The sequence below is a fragment of the Haemophilus haemolyticus genome (genome assembly GCF_003490595.1).
GTDB lineage: Bacteria > Pseudomonadota > Gammaproteobacteria > Enterobacterales > Pasteurellaceae > Haemophilus > Haemophilus haemolyticus_L.
In genome coordinates this window covers 40475-67295 of the sequence record NZ_QQGY01000006.1, presented here as the reverse complement: position 1 = coordinate 67295, position 26821 = coordinate 40475, and the positions used below count along the sequence as shown (strand labels likewise).

Annotated in this window: 21 protein-coding genes; 11 read left to right on the top strand and 10 right to left on the bottom strand. The window is 39.7% G+C overall.

Translation table 11 applies throughout. The annotated features are described in order from the left end of the window. The first annotated feature begins 3 nt into the window (after positions 1-3). The 6 genes from pepN to rnm all read left to right on the top strand — a co-directional run bounded on the left by pepN (position 4) and on the right by rnm (position 12272). Positions 4-2613: an aminopeptidase N gene (gene pepN, locus DV415_RS05770; protein WP_118790457.1), complete on the top strand. Its 2610-nt coding sequence runs from the start codon at positions 4-6 to the stop codon at positions 2611-2613. A 33-nt stretch (positions 2614-2646) separates the two neighbouring features. Next, positions 2647-3507: a BRO family protein gene (locus tag DV415_RS05765; protein WP_118790458.1), complete on the top strand. Its 861-nt coding sequence runs from the start codon at positions 2647-2649 to the stop codon at positions 3505-3507. A 199-nt stretch (positions 3508-3706) separates the two neighbouring features. Then, positions 3707-5977, top strand: coding sequence for a 5-methyltetrahydropteroyltriglutamate--homocysteine S-methyltransferase (metE, locus tag DV415_RS05760; RefSeq protein WP_118790459.1), 2271 nt, complete (start codon positions 3707-3709; stop codon positions 5975-5977). 211 nt (positions 5978-6188) lie between these two features. Further along, positions 6189-10235 carry an ESPR-type extended signal peptide-containing protein gene (locus DV415_RS05755; protein ID WP_118791540.1) on the top strand — a complete coding sequence of 1349 codons (4047 nt, stop codon included), beginning with the start codon at positions 6189-6191 and terminating at the stop codon, positions 10233-10235. A 193-nt stretch (positions 10236-10428) separates the two neighbouring features. Beyond that, positions 10429-11448, top strand: coding sequence for a quinone-dependent dihydroorotate dehydrogenase (pyrD, locus tag DV415_RS05750; RefSeq protein ID WP_118790461.1), 1020 nt, complete (start codon positions 10429-10431; stop codon positions 11446-11448). Beyond that, positions 11448-12272, top strand: a complete 825-nt coding sequence (gene rnm, locus DV415_RS05745) for an RNase RNM (protein WP_118790462.1) — start codon at positions 11448-11450, stop codon at positions 12270-12272. Before pyrD ends, rnm begins: the two co-directional genes overlap by 1 nt. 84 nt (positions 12273-12356) lie before the next feature. On the opposite strand, the gene DV415_RS05740 is transcribed toward rnm, so the two are convergent. Together DV415_RS05740 and fumC are read right to left on the bottom strand one after the other, a co-directional pair. Further along, entirely contained in the window at positions 12357-12965 is a 609-nt protein-coding gene (locus DV415_RS05740) for a chalcone isomerase family protein (RefSeq protein WP_118790463.1), read from the bottom strand. Positions 12966-13092: 127 nt separating this feature from the next. Further along, on the bottom strand, positions 13093-14487 hold the full coding sequence (gene fumC, locus DV415_RS05735) for a class II fumarate hydratase (RefSeq protein ID WP_118790464.1): 1395 nt from the start codon (positions 14485-14487) through the stop codon (positions 13093-13095). A 234-nt stretch (positions 14488-14721) separates the two neighbouring features. On the opposite strand from fumC, the gene DV415_RS05730 reads away from it, so the two are divergent. The 5 genes from DV415_RS05730 (at position 14722) to valS (ending at position 19500) form a co-directional block, all read left to right on the top strand. Then, positions 14722-15156 carry a DNA polymerase III subunit chi gene (locus tag DV415_RS05730; protein WP_118790465.1) on the top strand — a complete coding sequence of 145 codons (435 nt, stop codon included), beginning with the start codon at positions 14722-14724 and terminating at the stop codon, positions 15154-15156. Between the two features lie 15 nt (positions 15157-15171). After that, positions 15172-15663, top strand: coding sequence for a hypothetical protein (locus DV415_RS05725; protein ID WP_118790466.1), 492 nt, complete (start codon positions 15172-15174; stop codon positions 15661-15663). 46 nt (positions 15664-15709) lie between these two features. Next, positions 15710-16024: a N(4)-acetylcytidine aminohydrolase gene (gene yqfB, locus DV415_RS05720; RefSeq protein ID WP_118790467.1), complete on the top strand. Its 315-nt coding sequence runs from the start codon at positions 15710-15712 to the stop codon at positions 16022-16024. Between the two features lie 4 nt (positions 16025-16028). Then, a complete protein-coding gene (locus tag DV415_RS05715; protein WP_118790468.1) occupies positions 16029-16547 on the top strand; it encodes a hypothetical protein in 519 nt (172 codons plus the stop codon). Positions 16548-16635: 88 nt separating this feature from the next. Continuing rightward, a complete protein-coding gene (valS, locus tag DV415_RS05710; protein WP_118790469.1) occupies positions 16636-19500 on the top strand; it encodes a valine--tRNA ligase in 2865 nt (954 codons plus the stop codon). Between the two features lie 82 nt (positions 19501-19582). On the opposite strand, the gene DV415_RS05705 is transcribed toward valS, so the two are convergent. The 8 genes from DV415_RS05705 to hybA all read right to left on the bottom strand — a co-directional run bounded on the left by DV415_RS05705 (position 19583) and on the right by hybA (position 26819). Then, the gene (locus tag DV415_RS05705; RefSeq protein ID WP_118790510.1) at positions 19583-20863 is read right to left on the bottom strand and encodes a type II toxin-antitoxin system HipA family toxin; all 1281 of its coding nucleotides are present in this window, start codon (positions 20861-20863) and stop codon (positions 19583-19585) included. Further along, positions 20863-21141: a helix-turn-helix domain-containing protein gene (locus DV415_RS05700; RefSeq protein ID WP_005631862.1), complete on the bottom strand. Its 279-nt coding sequence runs from the start codon at positions 21139-21141 to the stop codon at positions 20863-20865. Before DV415_RS05700 ends, DV415_RS05705 begins: the two co-directional genes overlap by 1 nt. Before the next feature lie 310 nt (positions 21142-21451). Continuing rightward, the gene (hybG, locus tag DV415_RS05695; RefSeq protein WP_005626486.1) at positions 21452-21727 is read right to left on the bottom strand and encodes a hydrogenase maturation factor HybG; all 276 of its coding nucleotides are present in this window, start codon (positions 21725-21727) and stop codon (positions 21452-21454) included. 29 nt (positions 21728-21756) lie between these two features. Beyond that, positions 21757-22266, bottom strand: a complete 510-nt coding sequence (gene hybE, locus DV415_RS05690; RefSeq protein WP_118790470.1) for a hydrogenase-2 assembly chaperone — start codon at positions 22264-22266, stop codon at positions 21757-21759. A gap of 96 nt (positions 22267-22362) precedes the next feature. Then, positions 22363-22851, bottom strand: a complete 489-nt coding sequence (locus DV415_RS05685; RefSeq protein WP_118790471.1) for a HyaD/HybD family hydrogenase maturation endopeptidase — start codon at positions 22849-22851, stop codon at positions 22363-22365. Next, entirely contained in the window at positions 22851-24560 is a 1710-nt protein-coding gene (gene hybC, locus DV415_RS05680) for a hydrogenase 2 large subunit (protein WP_118790472.1), read from the bottom strand. Before hybC ends, DV415_RS05685 begins: the two co-directional genes overlap by 1 nt. Then, complete coding sequence (gene hybB, locus DV415_RS05675) at positions 24560-25786, bottom strand: Ni/Fe-hydrogenase cytochrome b subunit (protein WP_118776006.1); 1227 nt, start codon at positions 25784-25786, stop codon at positions 24560-24562. Before hybB ends, hybC begins: the two co-directional genes overlap by 1 nt. Further along, on the bottom strand, positions 25779-26819 hold the full coding sequence (gene hybA / locus DV415_RS05670) for a hydrogenase 2 operon protein HybA (protein ID WP_118790473.1): 1041 nt from the start codon (positions 26817-26819) through the stop codon (positions 25779-25781). The genes hybB and hybA overlap by 8 nt, the downstream gene beginning before the upstream one ends. Positions 26820-26821: the final 2 nt, after the last annotated feature.

Sequence of the window (26821 nt, the reverse complement as noted above, 5' to 3'; positions counted from 1 at the left end):
ATTATGTTAGCCAAAGCAAAATATAGAAAAGATTACAAACAACCAGATTTTACAGTCACAGACATTTATTTAGATTTTCAACTCGATCCTAAACACACAGTGGTGACTGCAACCACAAAATTCCAACGCTTAAATGATGAAGCGACTTCTTTACGTTTAGATGGGCATAGTTTCCAGTTTTCTTCTATTAAATTTAATGGTGAGCCATTTTCTGCCTATCAACAAGATGGCGAGAGTTTAACGCTCGATTTAAAAGGTAAAAGTGCGGAAGAATTTGAACTTGAAATTGTGACCTTCCTTGTACCAGCCGAAAACACTTCATTACAGGGGCTATATCAGTCTGGAGAGGGGGTTTGTACGCAATGCGAGGCGGAAGGTTTCCGTCAAATTACTTATATGCTTGATCGCCCAGATGTGTTGGCGCGTTACACAACCAAAATTACCGCAGATAAGACTAAATATCCTTACTTACTTTCTAATGGCAACCGCATTGCAAGTGGTGAATTAGAGGAGGGTCGTCATTGGGTAGAATGGAACGATCCTTTCCCAAAACCAAGCTATTTATTTGCTTTAGTGGCGGGGGATTTTGATTTATTACAAGATAAATTTATCACCAAAAGTGGAAGAGAAGTTGCATTAGAGCTTTATGTAGATCGCGGTAATCTTAACCGTGCAAGCTGGGCAATGGAAAGTCTGAAAAAAGCGATGAAATGGGATGAAGATCGCTTTAATTTAGAATATGACCTCGATATTTACATGATCGTTGCTGTCGATTTTTTCAATATGGGCGCAATGGAAAACAAAGGGTTAAATATCTTTAATTCTAAATTTGTATTAGCCAATCCGCAAACAGCAACAGATGAAGATTATCTTGCCATTGAAAGCGTGATTGCGCACGAATATTTCCATAACTGGACAGGAAACCGTGTAACCTGCCGAGATTGGTTCCAATTAAGTTTGAAAGAAGGCTTAACAGTTTTCCGTGATCAAGAATTTTCTTCAGATACGGGCTCTCGTGCGGTGAATCGCATTAATAATGTGAAATTTTTACGCACCGTGCAATTTGCCGAAGATGCAAGCCCGATGTCGCACCCGATTCGCCCTGAAAAAGTGATTGAAATGAATAACTTCTATACAGTGACCGTATATGAAAAAGGTGCTGAAGTCATTCGTATGTTGCACACTTTATTGGGTGAGCAAGGTTTCCAAAAAGGCATGCAATTTTATATTGCTGAAAATGATGGCAAAGCGGCAACCTGTGAAGACTTTGTTTCTGCCATGGAACGCGCAAATAACCTCGATTTAAACCAATTCCGCCGTTGGTATAGCCAATCGGGTACACCAGAATTATTGATTAGCGATGCTTATGACGAAAAAACGCATACTTATCGTTTAACGGTTTCACAATCTACACCGCCAACCGCCGATCAAATGGAAAAAGTGAATTTACATATTCCGTTAAAAATCGCGCTTTATGATGCGAACGGCACGAAACAAATGATGCAACATAATGGCGAATTGTTGAGTGATGTATTAAATGTCACCGAAAAAGACCAAGTCTTTGAGTTTCATGGCATTTATGGTCGCCCTGTTCCCGCATTGCTATGTGATTTCTCTGCACCGGTAAAACTGGATTATGATTATAAAACGGAGCAGTTATTAGGCTTGCTTAAATTCGCTGATAATCAATTTATCCGTTGGGATGCGGCACAAATGCTATTTGCGCAAGAATTACGTCGTAATGTTGTGCGTTTCCAACAAGGCGAGGCACTAGAAATTTCGCCTGAAATTTTGACCGCACTTTCTTATATTCTGAGCCATTATGAGAAAGATATTGAACTGGCAACCTTAATTCTCACGCTGCCAAAAGAAATGGAATTTGCGGAAGGTTTCAAAACCATCGATCCTGATGGTATTTCAGCCGCAAGAGCATTTATGCAAGCACAAATTGCCGAGACTTTAAAAGATGATTTCTTGCGCGTTTATACCCATATTCGCCTTGATGAGTATCAAATTACGCAACAAGACATCGCCTTGCGTGCAATGCGTAATCTTTGCTTAACTTATTTGGCTTATACCCATTTGGGCAACAACCTAGTCCAAAAACACTACAATAATGCGAATAATATGACAGATACATTGGCGGCATTAAGTGTTGCAACTAAAGCAGCATTACCTTGCAGAGATGTGTTGTTAGCTGATTTTGAACAAAAATGGCAACATGATGGATTGGTGATGGATAAATGGTTTGCATTACAAGCCACTCGCCCAGATGAAAATGTATTGGAAATTATTCAGTTATTAATGGATCACCCAAGTTTTAACTTCAATAATCCAAACCGTTTACGTGCATTAGTAGGTAGCTTTGCAAATCATAACTTAAAAGCATTCCATAACGTAAGCGGATCAGGCTATCGTTTCTTAACGGATGTTTTAATCCGTTTAAATGAAAGTAATCCACAAGTGGCTGCGCGTTTAATCGAGCCATTAATTCGTTTTTCTCGCTTTGATGCTCAACGCCAAACGCTCATGAAACGTGCTTTAGAACGCTTAAGCGTTGTAGAAAATCTTTCAAAAGATTTATTTGAAAAAATTGAGAAAGCGTTGCAGTAAGTTGAGTTTGTGTAGATTAAAAGGAAAATTAGCTTGGATAATAAAATTAAATTATTTGAAGGAAATGAAATCCGTTCTATTTGGGATAATGAAAAAGAAGAATGGTATTTTAGCATCATTGATATTTTAGGTGTCCTCACTGAAAGTGATAATCCAAGAAAATATTGGAGTGTGTTAAAAACAAGGCTTAAAAAAGAAGGAAATGAGTTGGCTACAATTTGTAGCCAACTGAAAATGAAATCACCTAAAGACGGTAAAATGTACAAAACTGATGTTGCTGATATGCAAGGTATTTTCCGCATTATTCAATCTGTTCCCTCACCTAAAGCGGAACCTTTCAAAATGTGGTTAGCTGAAGTCGGTAAAGAAAGAATTGATGAAATCATTGATCCTGAATTAACCATTGATAGAGCCTTAGAAACTTATCTTCAAAAAGGTTATAGCCGAGAATGGATTAATCAAAGGCTGCAAGCCATTCAAGTAAGAAAAGAGCTTACAGATACTTGGCAAGCTCATGGCGTATCTGAAGGGAAAGAATATGCCATTCTTACCAATGAAATCTCTAAGGCATGGAGTGGAATGACGACAAGAGAATATAAAGATTTTAAAGGGCTGAAAAAACAAAATTTAAGAGACAATATGTCCACCACTGAATTAATCTTAAATATGCTTGCGGAAACCGCTACCAAAGATATTGCTAATACATCAAATCCTCAAGGTTTTGAAGAAAATAAAAGAGTCGCTAAAAGGGGAGGCAATGTTGCAAAAATTGCGAAAGAGACGCTAGAACAAGAAACGGGACAGCCTGTTATTACTTCTAAAAATGCCGTTGATTTTGGTCGATTAATTGGCGATGTAATAAAAGAAATTCAGCATAAGGATGAAAACGCATAAAAGTGCGGTAAATTTTGCAATAGTTTTTGGGGCATTTAGTATGCCCCTTTGTTTTATATGGAGTTTAAGTATTAATTTATTTCATACAAATCCTGAAAATAATAAGTTTGCATAATATATTGAGATGACGCATTCTATACCCGTACAGACGTTTAGCCGTCTAAATGATTAAGAAGATTACTTTAAAACGGGAGTTATTATGACAACATCACATATCTTAGGCTTTCCTCGTGTGGGTGCAAAACGTGAATTAAAATTTGCACAAGAACGTTATTGGCGTAAAGAATTAGCCGAGCAAGATTTATTAGATTTAGCGAAAGCATTGCGTGAAAAAAACTGGAAACATCAAGCAGTGGCGAATGCAGATTTCGTTGCCGTGGGCGATTTCACGTTCTACGATCATATTTTAGATTTACAAGTGGCAACTGGGGCAATTCCTGCTCGTTTTGGTTTTGATAGCCAAAATTTAACCCTTGATCAATATTTCCAACTTGCACGTGGTAACAAAGATCAATTTGCGATTGAAATGACCAAATGGTTTGATACGAACTATCATTATCTCGTGCCTGAGTTCCAAAAATCGACCGCTTTCAAAGCAAATCCAGCTCATTACGTGAATCAAATTCGTGAAGCGAAAGCGTTAGGCTTAAACTTCAAACCAGTGATTGTTGGTCCATTAACATTCTTATGGTTGGGTAAAGAAAAAGGCGAAGCATTTAACCGTTTCGATTTATTAAATCAATTAGTGCCTGTTTATGTTGAAATCTTAAACGCATTAGTGGCTGAAGGTGCGGAGTGGATTCAAATTGATGAACCTGCATTAGCATTAGACTTACCTGCAGAATGGGTTGAAGCCTATAAATCTGTTTACGCTGAATTAAGCAAAGTGAACGCAAAATTATTATTAGCTACTTATTTTGGTTCCGTTGCACAACACGCAGAGTTATTAAAAGCCTTACCTGTTGCAGGCTTGCATTTAGATTTAGTGCGTGCGCCAGAACAACTTGCAGCCTTTGAAGATTACAGCAAAGTGTTATCTGCAGGTGTGATTGAAGGCCGTAATATCTGGCGTGCAAACTTAAACAAAGTGTTAGATGTATTAGAGCCATTAAAAGCAAAATTAGGCGAGCGTTTATGGATTGCACCAAGCTGTTCATTATTGCACACCCCATTTGATTTAGAAGTGGAAGTACAATTAAAAGAAAAAAATACCGCACTTTATAGCTGGTTATCTTTCACGCTACAAAAAGTGGAAGAATTAAATGTATTAAAACAAGCCTTAAATAATGGCAGAGCGTCTGTGCAAGCGGCATTAGATGCAAGCCAAGCGGCAGCATATGCTCGTGCAACCTCAAAAGAAATTCATCGCCCAGAAGTGGCTGAGCGTTTAGCAAACTTGCCAAAAGGTGCGGATCAACGTAAATCGCCATTTGCAGAACGTATTGTTAAGCAAAATGCGTGGTTAAATTTACCGCTTCTGCCAACCACAAACATTGGCTCATTCCCGCAAACGACTGAAATCCGTCATGCTCGTGCAAGTTTCAAAAAAGGCGAGTTATCTCTTGCAGATTACGAAGCGGCAATGAAAAAAGAAATTGAATATGTGGTACGTCGCCAAGAAGAATTAGACTTAGATGTGTTAGTTCACGGCGAAGCAGAACGTAACGACATGGTGGAATACTTTGGGGAATTATTAGATGGTTTCGCATTCACTAAATTTGGTTGGGTACAAAGTTACGGTTCACGTTGTGTAAAACCACCAGTAATTTACGGTGATGTGACTCGCCCAGAGCCAATGACAGTACGCTGGTCACAATATGCACAAAGTTTAACTAACCGTGTAATGAAAGGAATGCTCACAGGCCCTGTGACTATTTTACAATGGTCATTCGTGCGTAACGATATTCCACGTTCAACCGTATGTAAACAAATCGGCGTAGCATTATCTGATGAAGTGTTAGATTTAGAAGCAGCGGGCATTAAAGTTATTCAAATTGATGAGCCAGCAATTCGTGAAGGTTTACCACTTAAACGTGCAGATTGGGATGCATACTTACAATGGGCAGGCGAAGCATTCCGTTTAAGCTCAATGGGCGTGCAAGATGATACGCAAATTCACACTCATATGTGTTATTCTGAGTTTAACGATATCTTACCTGCGATTGCGGCATTAGATGCGGACGTGATTACCATCGAAACTTCACGTTCAGATATGGAATTATTAGATGCCTTTGTGAAATTTAACTACCCGAATGACATCGGCCCTGGTGTGTATGATATCCACAGCCCACGTGTACCAACCGCAGGTGAAATTGAACACTTATTACGCAAAGCGTTAAAAGTAATTCCAAAAGAACGTTTATGGGTAAACCCAGACTGTGGCTTAAAAACACGTGGTTGGACAGAAACTATCGATCAATTAAAAGTGATGGTGGATGTAACGAAAAAATTACGTGCGGAATTAGCGTAAATTTTAAGTTTATTACTTAACTGTAACTTAAGGACTGAGGTTGTATTTTACAATTTCAGTCCTTTATATTTATAGTGAAACATAAAATAGATGATTGTTATAATTATGTTGTTGTTGTTGTTGTTGTTGTTGTTGTTGTTGTTGTTGTTGTTGTTGTTGTTGTGTATAATCCGTGCTCAATTTTTAATGTGACTATTTAAAGAGGAAATTTATGAATAAAATTTTTAGAATTGTGTGGAGTGAAGTTTCTCAAGCTTGGATTGCTGTATCTGAACTTACTAAATCACACAAAAAACGTGCTTCTGCAACCGCCGTTGCAGTTGCTCTTGTTGCTGGCGTGCTTTCTCCCTTTGCGGAGGCAAGTAATACGGAATCGGATCCGGCTAAGAATCTTGAACCTTCTGAGTTGGGAACAGACTATTATTTTCGTGTTACGACTGCTAACACTGGTGAACCAGATGATCTTGAACATTATAATGGATGCCGCAATGGAAATGCAGATAGTGCGTGCCCAGATACAGAGATGAATATAGGCGTATTAGATAAAGATTCGGCCCCAACAGAAGATAATAGCGATAATTCTAGATTGGTTTTAGAAGGGAATAAAGGGATTAGACTTAAAAAAGCTGAAGATAAATCTCATAAAATCACCTTTGATGCGCCAGTTGAGGTTGCTGACGGTAGCGGTGCGGTATCAATAGAACAACCTGTGACAGGTGATAAGGCAGGTCATACAATTATTAAATCTGAGATCAAATCTGGTAGCCCGGATAAAATACAAGTGACATCTGCAAATGGTGAAACCACAATTACCTGGGTGGGTGGTGATACAGGTGCTGCTGGTGGTGCGGCAGGTGGCAGCACTTCTGTTACTGCAGGAGATGGAATTTCGGTCTCTGCGGATAATAAGGTTTCTGTTCATGCGAAAGACAAAGGTGGTCTTACTGTGGGTACAGATGGAGTATCTGTGAAAACGGACGGTACAACCATTGAGTTAGATACAGCGACAGGTAATGTGAAAGCGGTAACGGGTGGCTTTAAGACCAATGCAACGACAGGTGCTACAGAAGCTAATGATAATGATGGAAATAAACTTGCCACGGTTACTAATGTAGCTAACGCGATTAACGATGCGAAAGTGAAAGTGACAGAAGGTAATGGTGCGAAAGTTGAGCATGATAAAGCGACTAACACCTATACGGTTTCAGCGAAAGTTGAGGAGAACAAAGGTTTAGAGAATAAAACTGAAGGTTTGTCAGTCAAGGCTGGAGAAGGTGTTACAGTTGATGATAAAGGTGTTTCAGTTAAATCCAAAGCCAACGGTGGTATTACTGTGGGTGCTGATGGCGTATCGGTACAAAATGGAAATGGTATTACTGTAGGTGCAGATGGTGTCTCTGTTCATGCGAAAACTGACGGTGGTCTTACTGTAGATGCAAATGGTGTATCTGTAGTAACTGATGGCAAGACTATCAATGTTGCAGATGGCAAGGTATCAGCGGTAACGGGTGAGATTGAAAACGACGCAGGCAATGCGAAAGCGAAAGCTGGTGATGGGGATAAACTCACCACGGTGGCTAATGTTGTTAGTGCGATTAATGAAGCAAAAACAAAAGTTGCAGCGAAAGACGGTACAGCGGAAGTTGAGCTTGCAGATGATGGTAAGACTTATAAAGTTGCAGCGAAGGTTGCATCCGCTAAAGGTTTAGAGAAGACTGATGATGGTTTGGCGATTAAGTCTAAAACCAACGGTGGTATTACTGTAGATGCAGATGGTGTATCTGTTAATGCGAAAGCGAACGGTGGTATTAGTCTTGATGGAGGCGTGTCTGTAGATACAGATAACACAACGATTAAAGTGGATGATGCAGGCAAAGTCTCAGCGGTAACAGGTGGTTTTAAAATCAATGCAGCGACAGGAGTGACTGAAGCTAATAAAGGTGATGACAATAAGCTCACTACTGTGGCTAATGTAGCTAAAGCGATTAACGATGCGAAAGTGAAAGTTAAAGCGGGTAATGGTGCAGAAGTTGCACACGATGCGAAAACAAATACCTACACAGTTTCAGCGAAAGTTGAGGAGAACAAAGGTTTAGAGAATAAAACTGAAGGTTTGTCAGTCAAGGCTGGAGAAGGTGTTACAGTTGATGATAAAGGTGTTTCAGTTAAATCCAAAGCCAACGGTGGTATTACTGTGGGTGCTGATGGCGTATCGGTACAAAATGGAAATGGTATTACTGTAGGTGCAGATGGTGTCTCTGTTCATGCGAAAACTGACGGTGGTCTTACTGTAGATGCAAATGGTGTATCTGTAGTAACTGATGGCAAGACTATCAATGTTGCAGATGGCAAGGTATCAGCGGTAACGGGTGAGATTGAAAACGACGCAGGCAATGCGAAAGCGAAAGCTGGTGATGGGGATAAACTCACCACGGTGGCTAATGTTGTTAGTGCGATTAATGAAGCAAAAACAAAAGTTGCAGCGAAAGACGGTACAGCGGAAGTTGAGCTTGCAGATGATGGTAAGACTTATAAAGTTGCAGCGAAGGTTGCATCCGCTAAAGGTTTAGAGAAGACTGATGATGGTTTGGCGATTAAGTCTAAAACCAACGGTGGTCTTACTGTAGATGCAGATGGTGTGTCTGTTAATGCGAAAGCTAACGGTGGTCTTACTGTTGATGGAAGCGGTGTATCTGTGAATACTGATGGTACAACAATCACTGTAGATACAGCGACAGGTAATGTTAAAGCGGTAACGGGTGGCTTTAAGCTCAATACAACGACAGGTGCTACAGAAGCTAATGATAATGATGGAAATAAACTTGCCACTGTTACTAATGTAGCTAATGCAATTAATGCGGCGAAAGTGAAAGTTGAAGCGGGTAGCGGTATTTCTGTGGCACATAATGCTGCATTGAATACTTACACTGTTTCTGCACCGTTTGAAAAAACTGAAAACGATAAAGGAACAACAGTAACCTTTAAGGGCAAAATAACAACTGAACATCCAAATGGAGAAACTAAACTCACGGGTATTGCTGCTGGTGATATTTCACCAACAAGTTCAGATGCAGTGAATGGCGCTCAAATTTATGGGTTAAATCGTGGGGCGACAACAAAAGTAGAGAATGTTACGATTGGTGGAAATACTTATAACAATGTTATTGTAAGTAATGATGGTAAAAACACTCCGCTCTTAAAAACCTATAATACGCAAGACAGAAGAACAGTTCTTACTAATTCTGTTTATGAAGCAATTTATAATATGAATGAGTATGGTATTAAGTTCTTCCATGTTAATGATGGTACTGAGAATGCTAAGATAGAGGGGCACAGTGAAAATGATTCAAGTGCGAGCGGTAAATATGCTACAGCTATTGGTGCATTATCTGATGCATCGGGTCAGAATGCCGTTGCAATGGGCTTTGGTTCTAAAGTAACAGGCGATAATTCTATTGCGATTGGTACTGGTAACAAAGTAGATGCTGCAAAATCAGGTGCCTTTGGTGACCCTAATATTATTAACGGTAAAGATGTTAATAATGTCGCTGTTTCAGGTAGCTATGCTGTGGGTAACGATAATATTATTGATAGCAGTAATACCTTTGTTTTAGGTAATGATATTAATAATAAAGGAAACTCTACACCTGTTGGACATACTGTTGAAAATTCTGTTTATCTAGGTAATAAAACAACAGCAAGAGGTGGTGATGGTAGCCAAACTGCGAAATTGAAAAATATTAAGCATGATGGCTCTGAAGGTACTACAACGACAGCGGGTTCTATTGGAACAGTGAATGAAGCTACTGTAAACGGTGTTACTTATGGTGGTTTTGCTGGTGCGAAAGGGCATGGTGTTGTTTCTGTTGGTGCTGCAGATGCTGAACGCCGTATTCAAAATGTGGCAGCAGGCGAAATCTCTGCTACTTCAACAGATGCGATTAATGGTAGTCAGTTGTATTCTATATCTAGTCGTTTAGGTAACAATATGAATAGCTTAAATGATCGCATCAATAAGGTTGGCAAACGTGCAGATGCAGGTACGGCAAGTGCAATTGCTACGGCAAACTTGCTCCAATCTTATCGCCCTGGTTTGTCAGCTGCTACTGCTGCAGTAGGTCAATATCGTGGTCAATCTGCGATTGCTGTTGGTTATAGTCGCCTTTCTGATAATGGAAAATATGGGGTTAAATTCTCATTAGGTGCTAATACACAAGGTAATGTTGGTGCTGGTGCTGGTGTAGCATATTTCTGGTAATAACCTGATTTTCCTTTAACTTTCGAATGAAAGGTTGATATTAAAATGTGATGATTGCGTTGTGATCATCACATTTTTTATTATTTGCACATTATTCCTGTTCCTCGTAGAATACGAGTAATCTCACCTTTAAAGTGCGGTAAAAATTAACCGCACTTTTCTTACAGTCAACTATCCTGAGAGATAAACGAGTATGTATCAATTATTCCGTCACGGCATTTTCCAAATGGATGCTGAAAAGGCTCACAATTTCACGATTCAATGCTTGAAATTAGCTGGTAATCCTTTATTTCAACCGATCTTAAAATCTCTTATTCATGCTCCCAAAGGCTTTCCTAAAACGGTAATGGGTGTGAGTTTTCCTAATCCTATTGGATTGGCGGCAGGGGCGGATAAAAATGGTGATGCGATTGACGGCTTTGGTGCATTGGGTTTCGGTTTTCTTGAAGTAGGAACTGTTACGCCCGTTGCACAAGATGGTAATGCAAAGCCACGTCAGTTTCGTTTGATTGAAGCTGAAGGCATTATTAACCGTAATGGCTTTAATAATAATGGCATTGACTATCTTATAGAAAATGTGAAAAACGCCCGTTATAAAGGGGTGATTGGCATTAATATTGGTAAGAATAAATTCACACCTTTAGAACAAGGCAAAGATGATTATATTTTCTGTTTGAACAAAGCCTATAACTACGCAGGTTATATTACGGTGAATATTTCATCACCCAATACACCGGATTTGCGTCAGTTACAATATGGCGACTATTTCGATGATTTATTGCGAAGCATCAAGGATCGTCAGGCTATTTTGGCAAACCAATACAATAAATATGTGCCGATTGCGGTAAAAATTGCACCAGATTTAACAGAAAGTGAATTAGTGCAAATTGCGGATACGTTGGTTCGTCATAAAATGGATGGCGTTATTGCAACGAATACTACAATTTCTCGTGATACTGTGATGGGGATGAAAAATGCCGAACAGCAAGGCGGATTAAGTGGAAAGCCGTTGCAGCATAAAAGCACAGAGATTATTAAGCGATTACATCAAGAACTGAAAGGTCAGATTCCGATTATTGGTAGCGGCGGCATTGATGGCTTGCAAAATGCGCAAGAGAAAATTGAGGCTGGCGCCGAGTTGTTACAAGTTTATTCAGGATTGATTTATCACGGTCCAAAATTAGTAAAAGAATTAGTAAAAAATATTAAATAATGACAAAAAAATACGACTTACATTGTCACAGCACTGCATCAGATGGGGTGTTGAGTCCAACTGAATTAGTGCATCGTGCTTATGTGCAAGACGTGAACGTGCTGGCATTATGCGACCACGATACGATTGCGGGCATTGATGAAGCTGAGATTGCAGCGAAAGAAGTAGGTATTGAATTAATTACCGGAGTAGAAATCTCCACAAATTGGGAAGGGCGGGGGATCCATATTGTAGGATTAAACTTCGATAAAACTCATCCCCAAATGACCGCACTTTTGCAAAGCCAAAAAGCATTACGCGAAAAAAGAGCGGTGGAAATTGGCGATAAATTAGAAAAAGCAGGGATTCCTCATGCTTATGAAGGGGCTAAAGCTTTAGCTGATGGAGAAGTGACGCGTGCTCATTACGCGCGTTATTTGAGGCAGATTGGTAAGGTCTCTAATGATGGTCAGGCCTTTAAACGCTATTTAGGGCAAGGAAAATCGGCATTTGTCAAAGCAGAATGGACTGATATTCCCACCGCGATTGAGACAATCCATGCAGCAGGCGGTATAGCCGTTATTGCGCATCCATTACGTTATAACATGACTGGGAAATGGGTGCGTAAGCTGATAACCGATTTTAAGGCTTGGGGCGGTGATGGCATGGAAATGGCGGATTGTGGTCAGACAAAAGATCAACGTCAAATGCTTGCTCGTTGGGCAAAAGAATTTGATCTGCTGGGATCGGTTGGCTCCGATTTTCATTTTCCTTGTGGTTGGATTGAGTTAGGAAAAAATTTAGATTTAGTTGATGGCGTTATCCCTATTTGGGAAAAATTTTAACAAGCCATAATGCATAAATACCTGTTTCCTTGATTATAAAATTTATTTGGAAACAGGTATTTTTTATGGTGCAAAAAACTGAATTTATCCTTCGGATTTTTTCTGGTTATCTAATAAATAATGTGGCGGCAATTCAGGCATTGAATCTTGTTCATCAAAGGATTCAATTTCAGGTTTGAGATAAAATTCAGCCGCTTCATGATTGCTTTTCTTTTTGCCTAATAATTGTGGCTGAAGTTTTACAAAAGTGCTATTCGGTGCAAGCCAGATGCCGATAAATGCCTGATTAAATTTAGCATCAAAATCGTGTTCCAAAACAGTGTCATTTAAGACGAAGTAGCCTCTATCTGGTAAGGCAATATAGTTCAAAATATCGTTTGGGGAAAAATCAGGAAAGGTCGCTTGCATTTCTTTTAGCCAGCTTTGAGTATCGCCATCATTAAGTTTTAAGGTTTCAATTTCTTTAATAAGGGTAATCGCAAAATTTTTTCCTTCAATGGGTTTTTCATATTTGAAAGAGAGCATTAATGGACGTTCATTTTCTTGATAAGTGCCCGTTTCGGAAAATAAGCCAATGGTATAAACATGGAACGGCCCCCAAGTGTATTCGGCATTTCCGATGGGTTGCCAATGAGCAAAAGGTGCGGCAGAAAAAAACGTTATCATTGCCACAAAAAGGGATTTCATTTTCATAATAAATTGCCGTGAATAAAATTGTGTTGATTATAACAAACCGCATCAAAAAACAAATGAGAAACGAGTAAAAAGGCGAGTAATTTTACTCGCCTTTAATATCAATGATGTTAATTTGTGCGGTGAATTATTTTAGGCTACCCACCATATCTTCAGGGCGAACCCATTTATCAAAATCTTCAGCAGAAACTAAGCCTAAATTAATCGCTTCTTCACGCAATGTTGTACCATTTTTGTGTGCAGTTTTTGCAATTTTAGCTGCGTTTTCATAGCCAATATGCGTATTAAGTGCGGTCACCAACATCAATGAATTTTCAAGTTGTTGTTTAATTCGAGGATAGTTTGGTTCAATACCTACTGCACAGTGTTCATCGAAAGATACACAAGCATCACCCAATAATTGAGCAGATTGTAAGAAGTTTGCAATCATCACAGGGTTGAACACATTTAATTGGAAGTGACCTTGTGAACCCACAAATGCGATTGTAGTGTCATTACCAAATACTTGTGCGCAGACCATTGTCATCGCTTCGCATTGAGTTGGGTTTACTTTACCTGGCATAATTGAAGAACCCGGTTCATTTTCAGGAATTAAAATTTCGCCAATTCCCGAACGAGGGCCTGATGCTAATAGACGAATATCGTTCGCAATTTTAAATAAACTCATTGCTAATTGACGTAATGCACCGTGAGTTTCAACAATCGCATCATGAGCCGCTAATGCTTCAAATTTATTATCTGCGGTGACAAACGGAAGTGCGGTGAATTTTGCAATGTAATCTGCCACTTTCACATCATAGCCTTTCGGCGTGTTCAAACCTGTACCAACCGCAGTACCACCCAATGCTAATTGACTTAAATGCGGAAGAGTATTTTTTAATGCTTTTAAGCCGAAGTCTAATTGAGCAGCATAAGCCGAAAATTCTTGGCCTAATGTGAGTGGTGTTGCATCCATTAAGTGAGTGCGGCCAATTTTTACCACGTTTTTGAAGGCTTCAGATTTTGCCGCAAAGGTTTTTTGTAAACGTTCAACACAAGGAATAGTGTGTTTAACTACTTTTTTATATGCCGCAATGTGCATTGCCGTTGGGAAAGTATCGTTTGAGGATTGTGATTTATTCACATCATCATTTGGGTGAATAATAGATTTTTCGCCTAATTTTCCACCGTTTAGCACATGCGCACGATTGGCAACCACTTCGTTCACATTCATATTAGATTGTGTACCAGAACCGGTTTGCCAAATAACAAGTGGGAATTGATCATCTAATTTATTTGCTAAAATTTCATCACAAGCCTGTGCAATTAAATCACGTTTTTCAAGAGGTAATACACCTAAATCATGATTAGCAAATGCGGCTGCTTTTTTCAAATAGCCAAAAGCTTCGATAATTTCATGTGGCATTGATGCGGCAGGACCAATTTTAAAGTTATTGCGTGAACGTTCAGTTTGTGCAGCCCAGTATTTATCTGCTGGAACTTGAACTTCACCCATTGTGTCTTTTTCAATACGAAATGCCATTCTGTACTCCTATGAATTGAATGAAAATGAAAACTGGATTGATTTTAACACTTCAGAGTTATGAGTGGAACGTAACAAAAACGTTAAAAATCAGTTTTGTGACATAGATCATAAAAGTGCGGTGGATTTCCACGCATTTTTAATAATGTATATTTAATTATTTATTTTTTAGGGTTTTTTCGTTAAAATTTCACCCTTTTTATAGGGCAAGATTGAGAAAATAACGGGGCTAAAATGGCAAAAACTGCGCAATTTTACATTCTTACGGAAGATTGTACGTTAAGTGTCGAAGAAATAGTCTGTAATCTTGCCGCCTCAATATGGCGCTCAGGGAAAAAAGTATTAATTAGCTGTGAAAGTGAGACTCAAGCGCTAGAGATTGATGAGCGTTTGTGGCAACGAGATCCCAATGAATTTGTTCCACATAATCTATCGGGTGAGGCAACGCAATATCCCACACCGATTGAGATTTCATGGCTTGGGAAACGAAATTTACAACGCCGTGATGTGTTAATTAATTTGCAACAAGAAATCCCAGATTTTAGCCATAGTTTTACCCAAATTATTGATTTTGTACCGAAAGATGATGCCTTAAAAACACAAGCTCGAGAACGTTACAAACAGTTAAGAGCATTGGGATGGGCACTTTCTACAGAAAATATAGCATAACAGAATGGAGTAATTATGAAGAAAACCAAATTTTACTTAGGATTATTAGGAATAGCAGTATTGATGATTTCAGCTTGTGAGAAACAAGAAAATAAAGTTGAAGCAACACCTAAAGTTGAAGAAACTCAACAAGTAGCAGAACAGGATGTTAAAAAGGAAGCAGTTCTTTTAGAGGAAAATAAAGAAAAAACTTCTGTTGTAGAGCAGAAATCTGAAGCTGTTGAACAAGATAAAATTGTTGAAGCTGAAAAAACAGTAGAGATGACTACTCAACAAAAAACGCAAGAGGCTCAAGTTTCATCTAAAGTATCGCCAGCTCCAGCTAAAATAAAACAGAAGAATGATCTAAATACAGAAAAACGAAAAATATTACAAATACTAGAACAACAATATCAGCAAGTTCGTTGTACTAGCGAGGGCGAGAAACTCGGTTCTGAGAGTTTTTGCCATCAAGAAGAATATCGCTTATTAAATGAAATTGATCGTTTAAAGAAAGAATTGAGATAGTTTTTGTAAAAACTTTCTAAAACTCAACCGCACTTTAAGGATCAAAATGCAACCAAATGACATCACTTTTTACCAACGCTTCGAAGCCGATATTCTCGCAGGGCGTAAAACGATTACCATTCGGGATAAATCCGAAAGCTATTTTAAAGCAGGTGATATTTTACGTGTTGGTCGATTTGAAGATAATCAATATTTCTGCACCATTGAAGTGTTAAGTGTGTCGCCGATTACCCTTGATGAGCTGACGGAACAACATGCGATGCAAGAGAATATGGGATTGGAAGAATTGAAAGGGGTAATTCGGGATATTTATCCGAGTGAAAGTATATTTTATTTAATAAGGTTTAGTTTAGAGGCATAATGATATGGATTTAATTAAGTGTGTTTTGGTTTTTTCTATTTCTCTTGTTTTTATTGTTTTTTTGTCAGTGATAAGTAAATCATCATTGGATAGTATAATTGTTATTATGTCATTGATTGGTCTTATTTTTAATAATCTAGAAAAAGATTACCCAAAGATTGAATTGTATTTAAGAAAATTTACAATATATTTTATTCAGTTTTTGAATGTTGCATTTGTGCTATATGGGGTTATGTATATTTTAGGAGGGGTGGCCCAAATATGGTATGTGCTTGATAAGTATATACAGAATCAAGATGTTTTGATTGTTGCGAAAATTAAGGCTCAGGATGAGATAATGCTATTAGGTATTCCTCTGGTTGTTTTAGGGGGGGCTTTATTTTTTTTGAAAAATAAAATAAATACTTCAAAAGGAATGGCATATTCAGTATATTTTTTTATTATTCTAATTATCTATTTATTTTTTACTATTCAAGATAAACAATTCATTTCAGATTGGAATGAATTTATGAAGATTTTATAAAAAGAGATATTTCTAGGGGGTGTGTAAATGCACCAGTTATTTTATAAAACGGTGCATTTACACGCACCCTACTAAGCAAGAGAAAAATATGACACAAAAATTTGAAATGGCAGACCGTTTTAATCCGTCTGCGGTAGAACAAGCCCTTTATCAACATTGGGAAGAGAGCGGTTATTTTAAACCGTCTGAAAATGAAAATGCGCCGAGCTATTGCATTGCGATTCCGCCACCGAACGTAACAGGTTCCCTACACATGGGGCACGCTTTCCAACAAACCTTAATGGATACCTTAATCCGTTTTAACCGCATGGAAGGACATAATACCTTATGGCAAGCGGGGACAGACCATGCCGGTATCGCAACCCAAATGGTGGTGGAGAGAAAAATTGCGGCAGAAGAAGGCAAAACCCGCCACGATTATGGTCGTGAAGCGTTCATCAACAAAATTTGGGATTGGAAAGCCTATTCAGGCGGCACAATCAGCCAACAAATGCGTCGTTTAGGTAACTCTATCGACTGGGAACGTGAGCGTTTCACGATGGATGAGGGTTTATCTAACGCGGTAAAAGAAGTATTTGTTCGCTTGCATGAAGAAGGTCTGATTTACCGAGGCAAACGCTTAGTAAACTGGGATCCAAAACTTCACACCGCGATTTCTGATTTAGAAGTGGAAAACAAAGAGAGCAAAGGTTCCCTTTGGCATTTCCGTTATCCGTTAGCAAATGGTGCAAAAACGGCAGATGGTAAAGATTATTTAGTCGTCGCAACCACGCGTCCAGAAACCATGTTAGGCGATACGGCGGTGGCGGTGCATCCAGAAGATGAGCGTTACCAATCTTTAATCGGTAAAACAGTGGTTCTGCCATTGGCAAACCGTGAAATTCCGATTATTGCCGATGAATATGTGGATCGTGAATTCGGTACTGGTGTGGTGAAAATCACCCCTGCACACGACTTCAACGACTACGAAGTGGGTAAACGTCACAGCTTGCCAATGGTTAACGTATTAACCTTAAATGCAGATATTCGTGATGAAGCGGAAATTATTGGTACTGATGGCAAACCGCTTGCCGGCTATGAAGCAACTATTCCTGCGGATTACCGTGGCTTAGAGCGTTTCGCTGCACGTAAAAAAATCGTGGCAGATTTTGAAGCGCTTGGTTTATTAGACGAAATTAAACCTCATGATTTGAAAGTGCCTTATGGCGACCGTGGCGGCGTGCCGATTGAGCCGATGCTAACCGACCAATGGTATGTGAGCGTAAAACCACTTGCCGATGTAGCGATTAAAGCGGTGGAAGACGGCGAAATCCAATTCGTGCCGAAACAATATGAAAACCTTTACTTTTCTTGGATGCGTGATATTCAAGATTGGTGTATTTCTCGCCAACTTTGGTGGGGACACCGTATTCCTGCGTGGTATGACGCTGAAGGCAATGTGTATGTCGCGCGCAACGAAGAAGAAGTGCGGTCAAAATACAACTTAGATTCTGCGGTTGAGCTCAAGCAAGATGAAGACGTGTTAGACACCTGGTTCTCATCAGGCTTATGGACATTCTCAACTTTAGGTTGGCCAGAGCAAACTAAAGAGCTCAAAATGTTCCACCCAACGGATGTGTTAATCACGGGCTTCGATATCATCTTCTTCTGGGTTGCGCGTATGATTATGTTTACGATGCACTTCGTGAAAGATGAAAATGGCAAACCGCAAGTGCCATTCAAAACGGTGTACGTAACAGGCTTGATCCGTGATGAGCAAGGTCAAAAAATGTCTAAATCAAAAGGTAACGTGCTTGACCCAATCGATATGATTGACGGTATCAGACTTGAAGATTTACTTGAAAAACGCACTGGCAACATGATGCAGCCGCAATTAGCAGAGAAAATTGCTAAAGCAACGCGCAAAGAATTTGCTGAAGGTATTGCTGCTCACGGTACGGATGCATTGCGTTTCACATTAGCCGCATTGGCTTCAAACGGTCGCGATATTAACTGGGATATGAAACGCCTAGAAGGCTATCGTAACTTCTGTAATAAATTGTGGAATGCAAGCCGTTTCGTCTTAACAAATGAAAAATTAGATTTAAGCGAAGGCGAAATTGAATTCTCCGTAGCGGATCGTTGGATTCAATCGGAATTCAATCGTACCGTGGAAACTTTCCGTAATTCATTAAGCCAATACCGTTTCGACCTTTGTGCCAATGCGATTTATGAATTTACCTGGAACCAATTCTGCGACTGGTATTTAGAATTGACTAAACCAGTATTTGCCAACGGCAACGCAGCACAAATCCGTGCAGCAAGCCAAACCTTGGTTCACGTGTTAGAGAAATTATTACGTTTAGCCCATCCGCTCATTCCATTTATTACCGAAGAAATTTGGCAAAAAGTGAAAGGATTCGTGGACATCACTGCAGACAGCATTATGTTACAACCTTTCCCACAAGTGGAAGAAAACGGCTTTGATCCTGAAGCGGAAGCTGAAATTGAGTGGTTAAAAGAAGTGATCGTTGCGGTGCGTAATATTCGTGCAGAAAGCAACATCGCACCAAGTAAAGGCTTAGATCTGTTATTCCGTAATTTAAGCGCAGAAAATGCAAAAATTCTCGAAAAACAGACCGCTCTTTTAAAAGCAATGGCGAAATTAGACAACGTTCAAGTGCTAGCGACAAATGAAGCTGCACCACTTGCGGTAGCGAAACTCGTTGGCAATGCGGAATTGCTTGTGCCAATGGCTGGCTTTATCAATAAAGAAGCGGAACTTGCCCGTTTAACTAAAGAGATTGAAAAATATCAAAACGAAGTTAAACGTATCGAGAACAAACTCAGCAACGAAGCTTTCGTAGCCAAAGCACCAGAAGCGGTTATCGCTAAAGAACGCGAAAAACAAGCGGAATACCAATCTGGATTAGAAAAAATCCAAGAGCAGTATAAAGCGATTGAGGCGCTTTAACGCTAGCTATAAAAAACGTCGATTTCTCCGACGTTTTTTGTTTTCAGAAACTAAAAAGTGCGGTGAATTTCCACCGCACTTGTTAACTTATCTTTTTCATCTGCATTTCTAATCCCATTAAAATAGGCTCAACAATTTCATCAGGTAATCCATGGGTATTTATTTCACTTACTCTTGGATATAGTGCACAGATCTCATGCAAAATATCTTCTACCGTTTCCTTTGCCAAGCCTGCGAGTTTAGCGGTGTTGAAAATGTGCCGGAACTGTATTTTATCCCATAAATAATGTTTATTTTCTCCGTGCCACGCCATTGCGATTTTGACTTTTTGCTTTTGTAGTCCGTTGTGTTTGATGAGCGGATAGGCAGACATCACGTCATAAAAAGGCGTTAGACGATAGCGATTCTCTTGTTCCAAAAATAAACTGAAATTTTTGCCATGACCGTCAATGGCACAAAGCAGCCAAAAAACAATTTGCGCTTTAAAAAACTGCTTGCGATCTGCTTGGGCGTTGGATGAACCGTTGAGGAGCGACATAATTTGCAGAATACTCGGCCCTCCATCATTTTCATATTTTCGTGCAGGCGCAATGTTGAGTGCTTGGCACATATCTTCCTGTGGTAAACGAATCAGCCAACTCCTATTTTCAGACCAACGGCGATCAAAGCGCTCCACAATCAGCACTTTCATTTCACCAAAATACTGAATTTGACTTCGAGGAACCGGCAAACCGAAGGCTTTCATAATATTTAAGCAAAGCCATTCATTTTCACAGCTACCGGAAAGATCAAGTTGCCCTTGTGCCACCATACCAATAGGAAGTTTAAAAATATGGCTGGTCGCGGTGGAATGCAAAGGGCGCTGCCATTGATTCTGATAATAAAGCAGCGCTGTTTTTTCCTGAGCGCCGGCTAAAGAAATTCGGAAATCCTCACGTTCTTCCATACCGAGAGGAAAAGTGCGGTAGTTTTTCAGCACGTTTTCCACCTCTTTGTCATTTAGTGGTTCTGCATAAATTTGACGTACCGAGCGGCTCTGGTCCTGATAAAGCTGAATTGCGCCAATACAATCCTGTCCAATCGCAGAAAGCAAATCAAATGGGGACTTCGTTGATGTTTGGAAACGTTGTTGAATGCGTGAACGGATCTGTTCATTGTCCGGGAGGAGATTATCGAAGAAATTGTAAACGGAATCTCCTCGATAAATTCTGTGCGACAAGGGCAGTGACAATGAAATAGGGCGTGAGCGAACAGATTCAAGCCATTTTTCCGCATACTGAAATTCGGTTGCGCCACTGGTGAGTTTTCGCCATTCACCGACTAACAAGCCATTCATGGCAACGTTTAGAATCGAGTTACTCATCACCATGCCTCGTCGTCATCGTATGTTGCTGTTGGCTCCTTGATTGAGAGAGCAGTATCAGATGACTTTTTGCGTGGTTGCACAATAAGCTCTAGTTCTAATCCTGCCAGAATTTTAAATAGCGTTTCTAATTTAGTACGCTCTGGCTCATTCTCAAACGCTGAAATTCTGGCTTGGGTAGTTCCGGCGAGTTTAGCAACATCAGTTTGTGACAGATCGCCTTGATAGCGAAATTCACGAATGACATGAGAAAGCATTTTTGCGGTGGTGATAACCATTGTGACTCCTCATACGCTATAGCGTATAGAAATTGTTTTATACGCCATAAAGTATAAATATTATTTTATATCTTGTAAAGTATAATTTATTCTTTATATCCTATGAGATATAATTTGTAAAAGATTAAAATTTCCACTGCACTATCATCTTCTACATTACAATTAAATGATTCAATTAATAGACTTTTTACATTGTTATAGAGATATTTCTTAAACAAAAAAATAAGAGAAATATTGTCTTAGATTAGAAAATATGGGGAGATTGATAGGTATAAATTGGAATAAAAAAGTAGGCGCAATGCCTACTTTTTTATTTTTGATTTAATCCTAAAAAATCCCCAACTTCGTGTTCGAGTTGACTCATAGCGAGTAGGGCTTCTTGTGTTTTCTTGGCTTCATCTTCATCAATAACACTCATTGCAAAGCCAACATGAACGAGCACCCATTTGCCAAGTAAATCGGCAGGATCTCCAGTGCAGACTAGAGAAATATTCACATCACGTTGTACGCCACATACATCCACGGTGGCAAGTTGAAGAGCGCTTTCGCCAATCTTAACAATTTGGCCTGGAACACCTAAACACATAATACTTTCACTCCTATTGAAATTTGTGCTTATTTTACTATCGCGCGGAATAAGTTACGTCGATCTGGATCAAAAGTTGTTGCTTTTGTTGGCATTGATAAAATTATTCTGAGGCAATCTTGTGCGAGTTGAGCCGCTTGAGTATTTGTCATGGCAGGATCAATCGGAGAATGAAGGGAGCAACTAAGATATTGTGGAATATTTTCTAAACTACTCACTGTGAAAGTGAAGGTTTTATAGGGTAGTTGTACTGAAAGTTTATTGCCAATTTCGCGCGGTTCCCATTCTTGATCTTTGCCTGGCAAAATGACAATGCTCAACATCCAAGGTGTCACAACTGTACCTATCCATTGGTTTTCAAAAAGTACAAATTTAGGACAATAGCAGTCGATACCTTTTCGATAGAAAGGAAGATCTTTCATTTCTTCTGCAACTTTTCGCATTTCGTTTTGGAAGATTGAAGATGGCTCTTCGGCGAAGCCTTGAATGACACCTTCAAGTGCGGTTGTATTTTCTGGTGTTTTTTCGTGTCGATACATAATATTTACTCTAACCTAGAGTAAGTATACCTTTGGTTAGTTATAATTTTGTCCTTTTAGGACAAGGTAATGCTCCCCAAAGGGGAGCGACAATGTTTAACCGTGGGTATACTTACCCACGGAGGAAAGACCATATTCTTTTAAAACATTCTCCAATGTCTCAAAAATCACTGGAAATTGTTTTTGAATTGTTTCACTTAATTCAATCTGCGGCTCAAAAGTTTCTGGTTGAATCCCAATTAAACATAGGTTTTTAGGGAATTCATCCGTTAATTTTAACGCAGAAAGCACATCACAAATACCAAGTTGGTGTGGTGAAATTTTACGCGAGAAAAATACCGGCACTTGCTCATCATGAAGCACAATGATTTCTCCTGGCTGTTTATTGTCAAGTACAGCATCAATGATGATGATATGCTCACGATTTGCCATTTCGTCCAATAATTCCATACCGCAAGTGCCACCGTCAACCACGTCAAAGTGCGGTAAAATTTCAGAGCGATTTTCTAAGGCTTGGGCGATTCGTACGCCCACGCCTTCATCGCTGAGTAGAATATTACCAACGCCTAAGATTAATGGCTTCATTAGAGCACCTTCACTTGTGTGACTTCACCATTTTCTGTGTTCACAACATGTACTGCGCATGACATGCAAGGGTCGAAAGAGTGGATGGTGCGCACAACTTCTAATGGTTTTGTTGGATCTGCTACAGGTGTACCGATGATGGAAAGCTCATAAGGCCCCATTTCATCATTTTGGTTACGAGGACCTGCATTCCAAGTTGATGGTACAACGGCTTGATAATTTTCGATTTTGCCATTTTTAACGACAACCCAATGAGAGAGCATGCCACGAGGTACTTCACCAAATCCAACACCTTTAAACTCACCAGTTTGTGGAATATCTGTCTTGAGATAAGCAACAGTATCACCAGTGCCAATATTATCAACAAGTAGTTTCCATTGTTGTTCAAGAATATTATTTAGCACGCAACAATGTACGGTACGAGCAATAATACGCCCTAATGTTGAATGTAAATGGTCAACAGATAAGGTATTGCCGCTTAGTTTTTCATACAACCCTTTAATATGGTTAAAGTGATGTAATGTATCTTTATTTTCGTTTGCTAAGTTACATATTAAATAGGCAAGAGGGCCTACCTCAACAACTTTTCCGTAGAAACTTGGCGCTTTAACCCATGAATATTTGCCTTCATCTTGCCAGCCTGTATATTTCGGGCGTGTTAAACCAGCCCAAGGTTCAAGCGGTTCATCGTCTTCATACCAAGCGTGTTTACCACTTTCTTTAATGCCTTTTACAACAAATTCATCTTTTTGTTGCGTAATAGGACGGAAGGTCGAAATATCGAAGTTTTCAATATAGCCACCCGTTAGAGCAAATTTAGAATTGTCGCCGTCAATTGGATATTCAGGCACAGAAAGGTAGTTGCCCGATGTCTTACCAAGATTGAGCCATTCAGGATAATAAGCCGCAATGATAGCCGCATCAACACGATAAACTTGAGTCACGAAGTCATTTAAACGATCAATACAGGATTTTACAAACATTAAACGTTCTAAGTTTAATACTGATTGAGAGTCTAAGTTGATTGGGTTTGCCACACCACCAATTGCTAAGTTTTGAATGTGCGGTGTTTTTCCGCCGAGTAATGCCACAATACGGTTACAATCACGTTGACATTCAAGTGCTTGTAGATAGTGAGCCACCGCGATTAGGTTTACTTCTGGCGGTAATTTCATGGCTGGGTGACCGAAATAACCGTTGGCAAAAATACCAAGCTGACCACTTTCAACTAAAGATTTAATTTTATTTTGGACGTTGCGGAATTCATTAGCACTGTTTAACCCCCATGTTGAAACACCTTTAAGAATTTCAGCTGCTTTATCGGGATCAGCGTTCAGTGTGGCCGTGATATCCACCCAGTCCATCGCAGAAAGTTGATAAAAATGAACGATATGGTCGTGCATGCTATGAGCAGAAAGAATCATATTGCGGATATATTGTGCATTTACTGGCACTTTGGCGCCGAGAGCATCTTCCACTGCACGCACACTTATAATGGCGTGAACGGTTGTACAAACGCCACAAATACGTTGCATAATCATCCAAGCATCACGCGGATCTGAACCTTTCACGATATTTTCCATACCACGCCACATTGTGCCTGATGACCAAGCGTTGGTTACTACGCCATTTTCAATTTCGCAATCGATGCGCAAATGGCCTTCAATGCGTGTGATAGGGTCGATTGAGATACGTTTTTTTTCAGTCATTATTCTGCTCCGCTCATTTTTTTACTGAATTGTGCTTTTTCGGCAATAATTTGTTCCGAGTCTTCATGATGTTTTTCTTTCAACACGGGTAAGACAGGGAATAGACGAATTATTAAAATATAGGCGCAAATTTCGATGGATACGAAACCAATGGAAATTAGCAATTCTTCTGCTGATGGGAAGTAACGATAGCCATTACCTGGATCGTACATAATCATTGAATAATTTAAACGCCATAGAGCTGCGCCGAGTAACATGCTCAAGGCTGAGATAAATAGCCAACGTGAATCAGATTTTTTCTCACCAAGGAATAAAGTGAGTAATGGTAATGTCATTAACCATACTTCCATCCAAAACATCCAAGCTTCAAATTTACCAAGTTTATCGAATCCGAATACATAATGGAGTTTGTCATGGTAAATCAATTCGCCAAAGCGTACCGCAAGGAAAAGTGCGATTAATCCAGCGGTCACTTTTGCAAGCTGGGTAAAGAGTGAACGCTCATCTGGTGTTTTTCCTGCCAAACCTGCACGCACTAAAGAACCTTCAAAAATGACGATAGAAAAGCCCATAATAAATGCTGTGAGCAAGGATAAGATTGGTAATGCTTCATAGCTTTGCCACACTTGATGAACTTTATGACCTGCGGCGATCATTAATGATCCCATAGATGATTGGTGCATCATCGGCAATAGTGCGCCAAGTGCAATGACAAAGAACATAATTTTGTTGAGCTTATTGAACCATTTTTTCAATCCTAAGAACCCTAGCCAAACTGGCGCAAATTCAAGGGTGACGACAATGATGTAAATCGTCATACAAAATGCTGTTTCAAATAACACTGAGTTTGTATTGAATTGACCAGGAATGTAGAAGTAAGGCAAGTGCCAGTAACGTCCCATATCAATGGTGATGGAAAGACCACCTAATGAATAGCCGAATAAGCTGGCAAGCAATGCAGGACGTACAAGAGGGTGATATTTCCCTTTGTTGAAAATATATACTGTCCAAGCTAATGCCCAACCACCACAGGCAAAACCTGTACCTACAAGTAAGTCAAAGGAAATCCATAAGCCCCAAGGATAACCGCCGTTAAGTGCGGTGACGGAACCGATACCTAAGAACAAACGTTTGATAATTAATAAGATACAAATTACAGCCAAAGGTGCAAAAAAGAGAATACTGGCGGAAACTAATCGGCCGCCCACCGGACGTGGATTACTCATGATGTTCATCCTCCGCTTCTTCCATTTCTTTACGTGCTTGGCGCATCGCTTCTTTTTGCGCTTCAATTCGTTCACGAATCTTATCGCCGTGCATATTCTTATAAGTCATCATTGTTAAACCGGCTAATGCCACCAGTGGCAATGCTAAACCGCGATACAAGAAGTGTTGTAAATGTGCTGCGCGTGCACCTGTAGCAATATCATCTAACTCAGGGAAACCTAAATTTTCTTGCGGAACCGCACTTAACACTAAAACTTGTGTTCCGCCACCTTCTTTTTCACCGTAAATACGATATTGATAGGCTGGCACAGTTGCGCGATAAGTGTCTTTACTGTTTACGTGTTGGCGAGGATAGTTATATTCAGTGCCACGTAATAAACTTAAACGACGTTTTGCTTCCGCTAAAAGTTCTTCACGAGTACCAAAAATAATCGCGCCAGTTGGACAAACATGACAACAACCCGGTAATTCACCTTTATCTAAGCGTTCCACGCCTTTTTGGTTGCAAAGTTCACATTTGCTGATTTGACCAAATGGATTATCGTAATCATATTTTGGCACGTCAAACGGACAGCCCACCATACAATAACGGCAACCAGTACAAATATCAGGATCGTATTTAACAATACCTGTTTTAGGATCTTTGGTTAAAGCCTGCACTGGGCAAACAGAAACGCAGTTTGGATCAACACAGTGCATGCATTGTTTTTTAACATAAGCATAACCGTTTTCTGTTTTATCTTTATTTTTGCCGTCTCCATCGCTCCATACTTGAATCACATTGCGTGTGAACGGAGTGAGTTTGTCATTGTTTGACCAAGTTTGCTCACCTTTTGGATTGACAGGTGTTTTGTTCACTTGCTGACATTCTGCGACACAAGCCTGACAGCCAACGCAAAGTGTGGAGTCATAAAGCATTCCAAGTGCACCAGGAATTGGCGGAAGATTTTCCACCGCTTCGGCTTTTGCAACGGGCAGACCTGATGTGACTGTTCCCAGCAGACCTGCTTTAAGGAAATTTCGTCTATCCATCT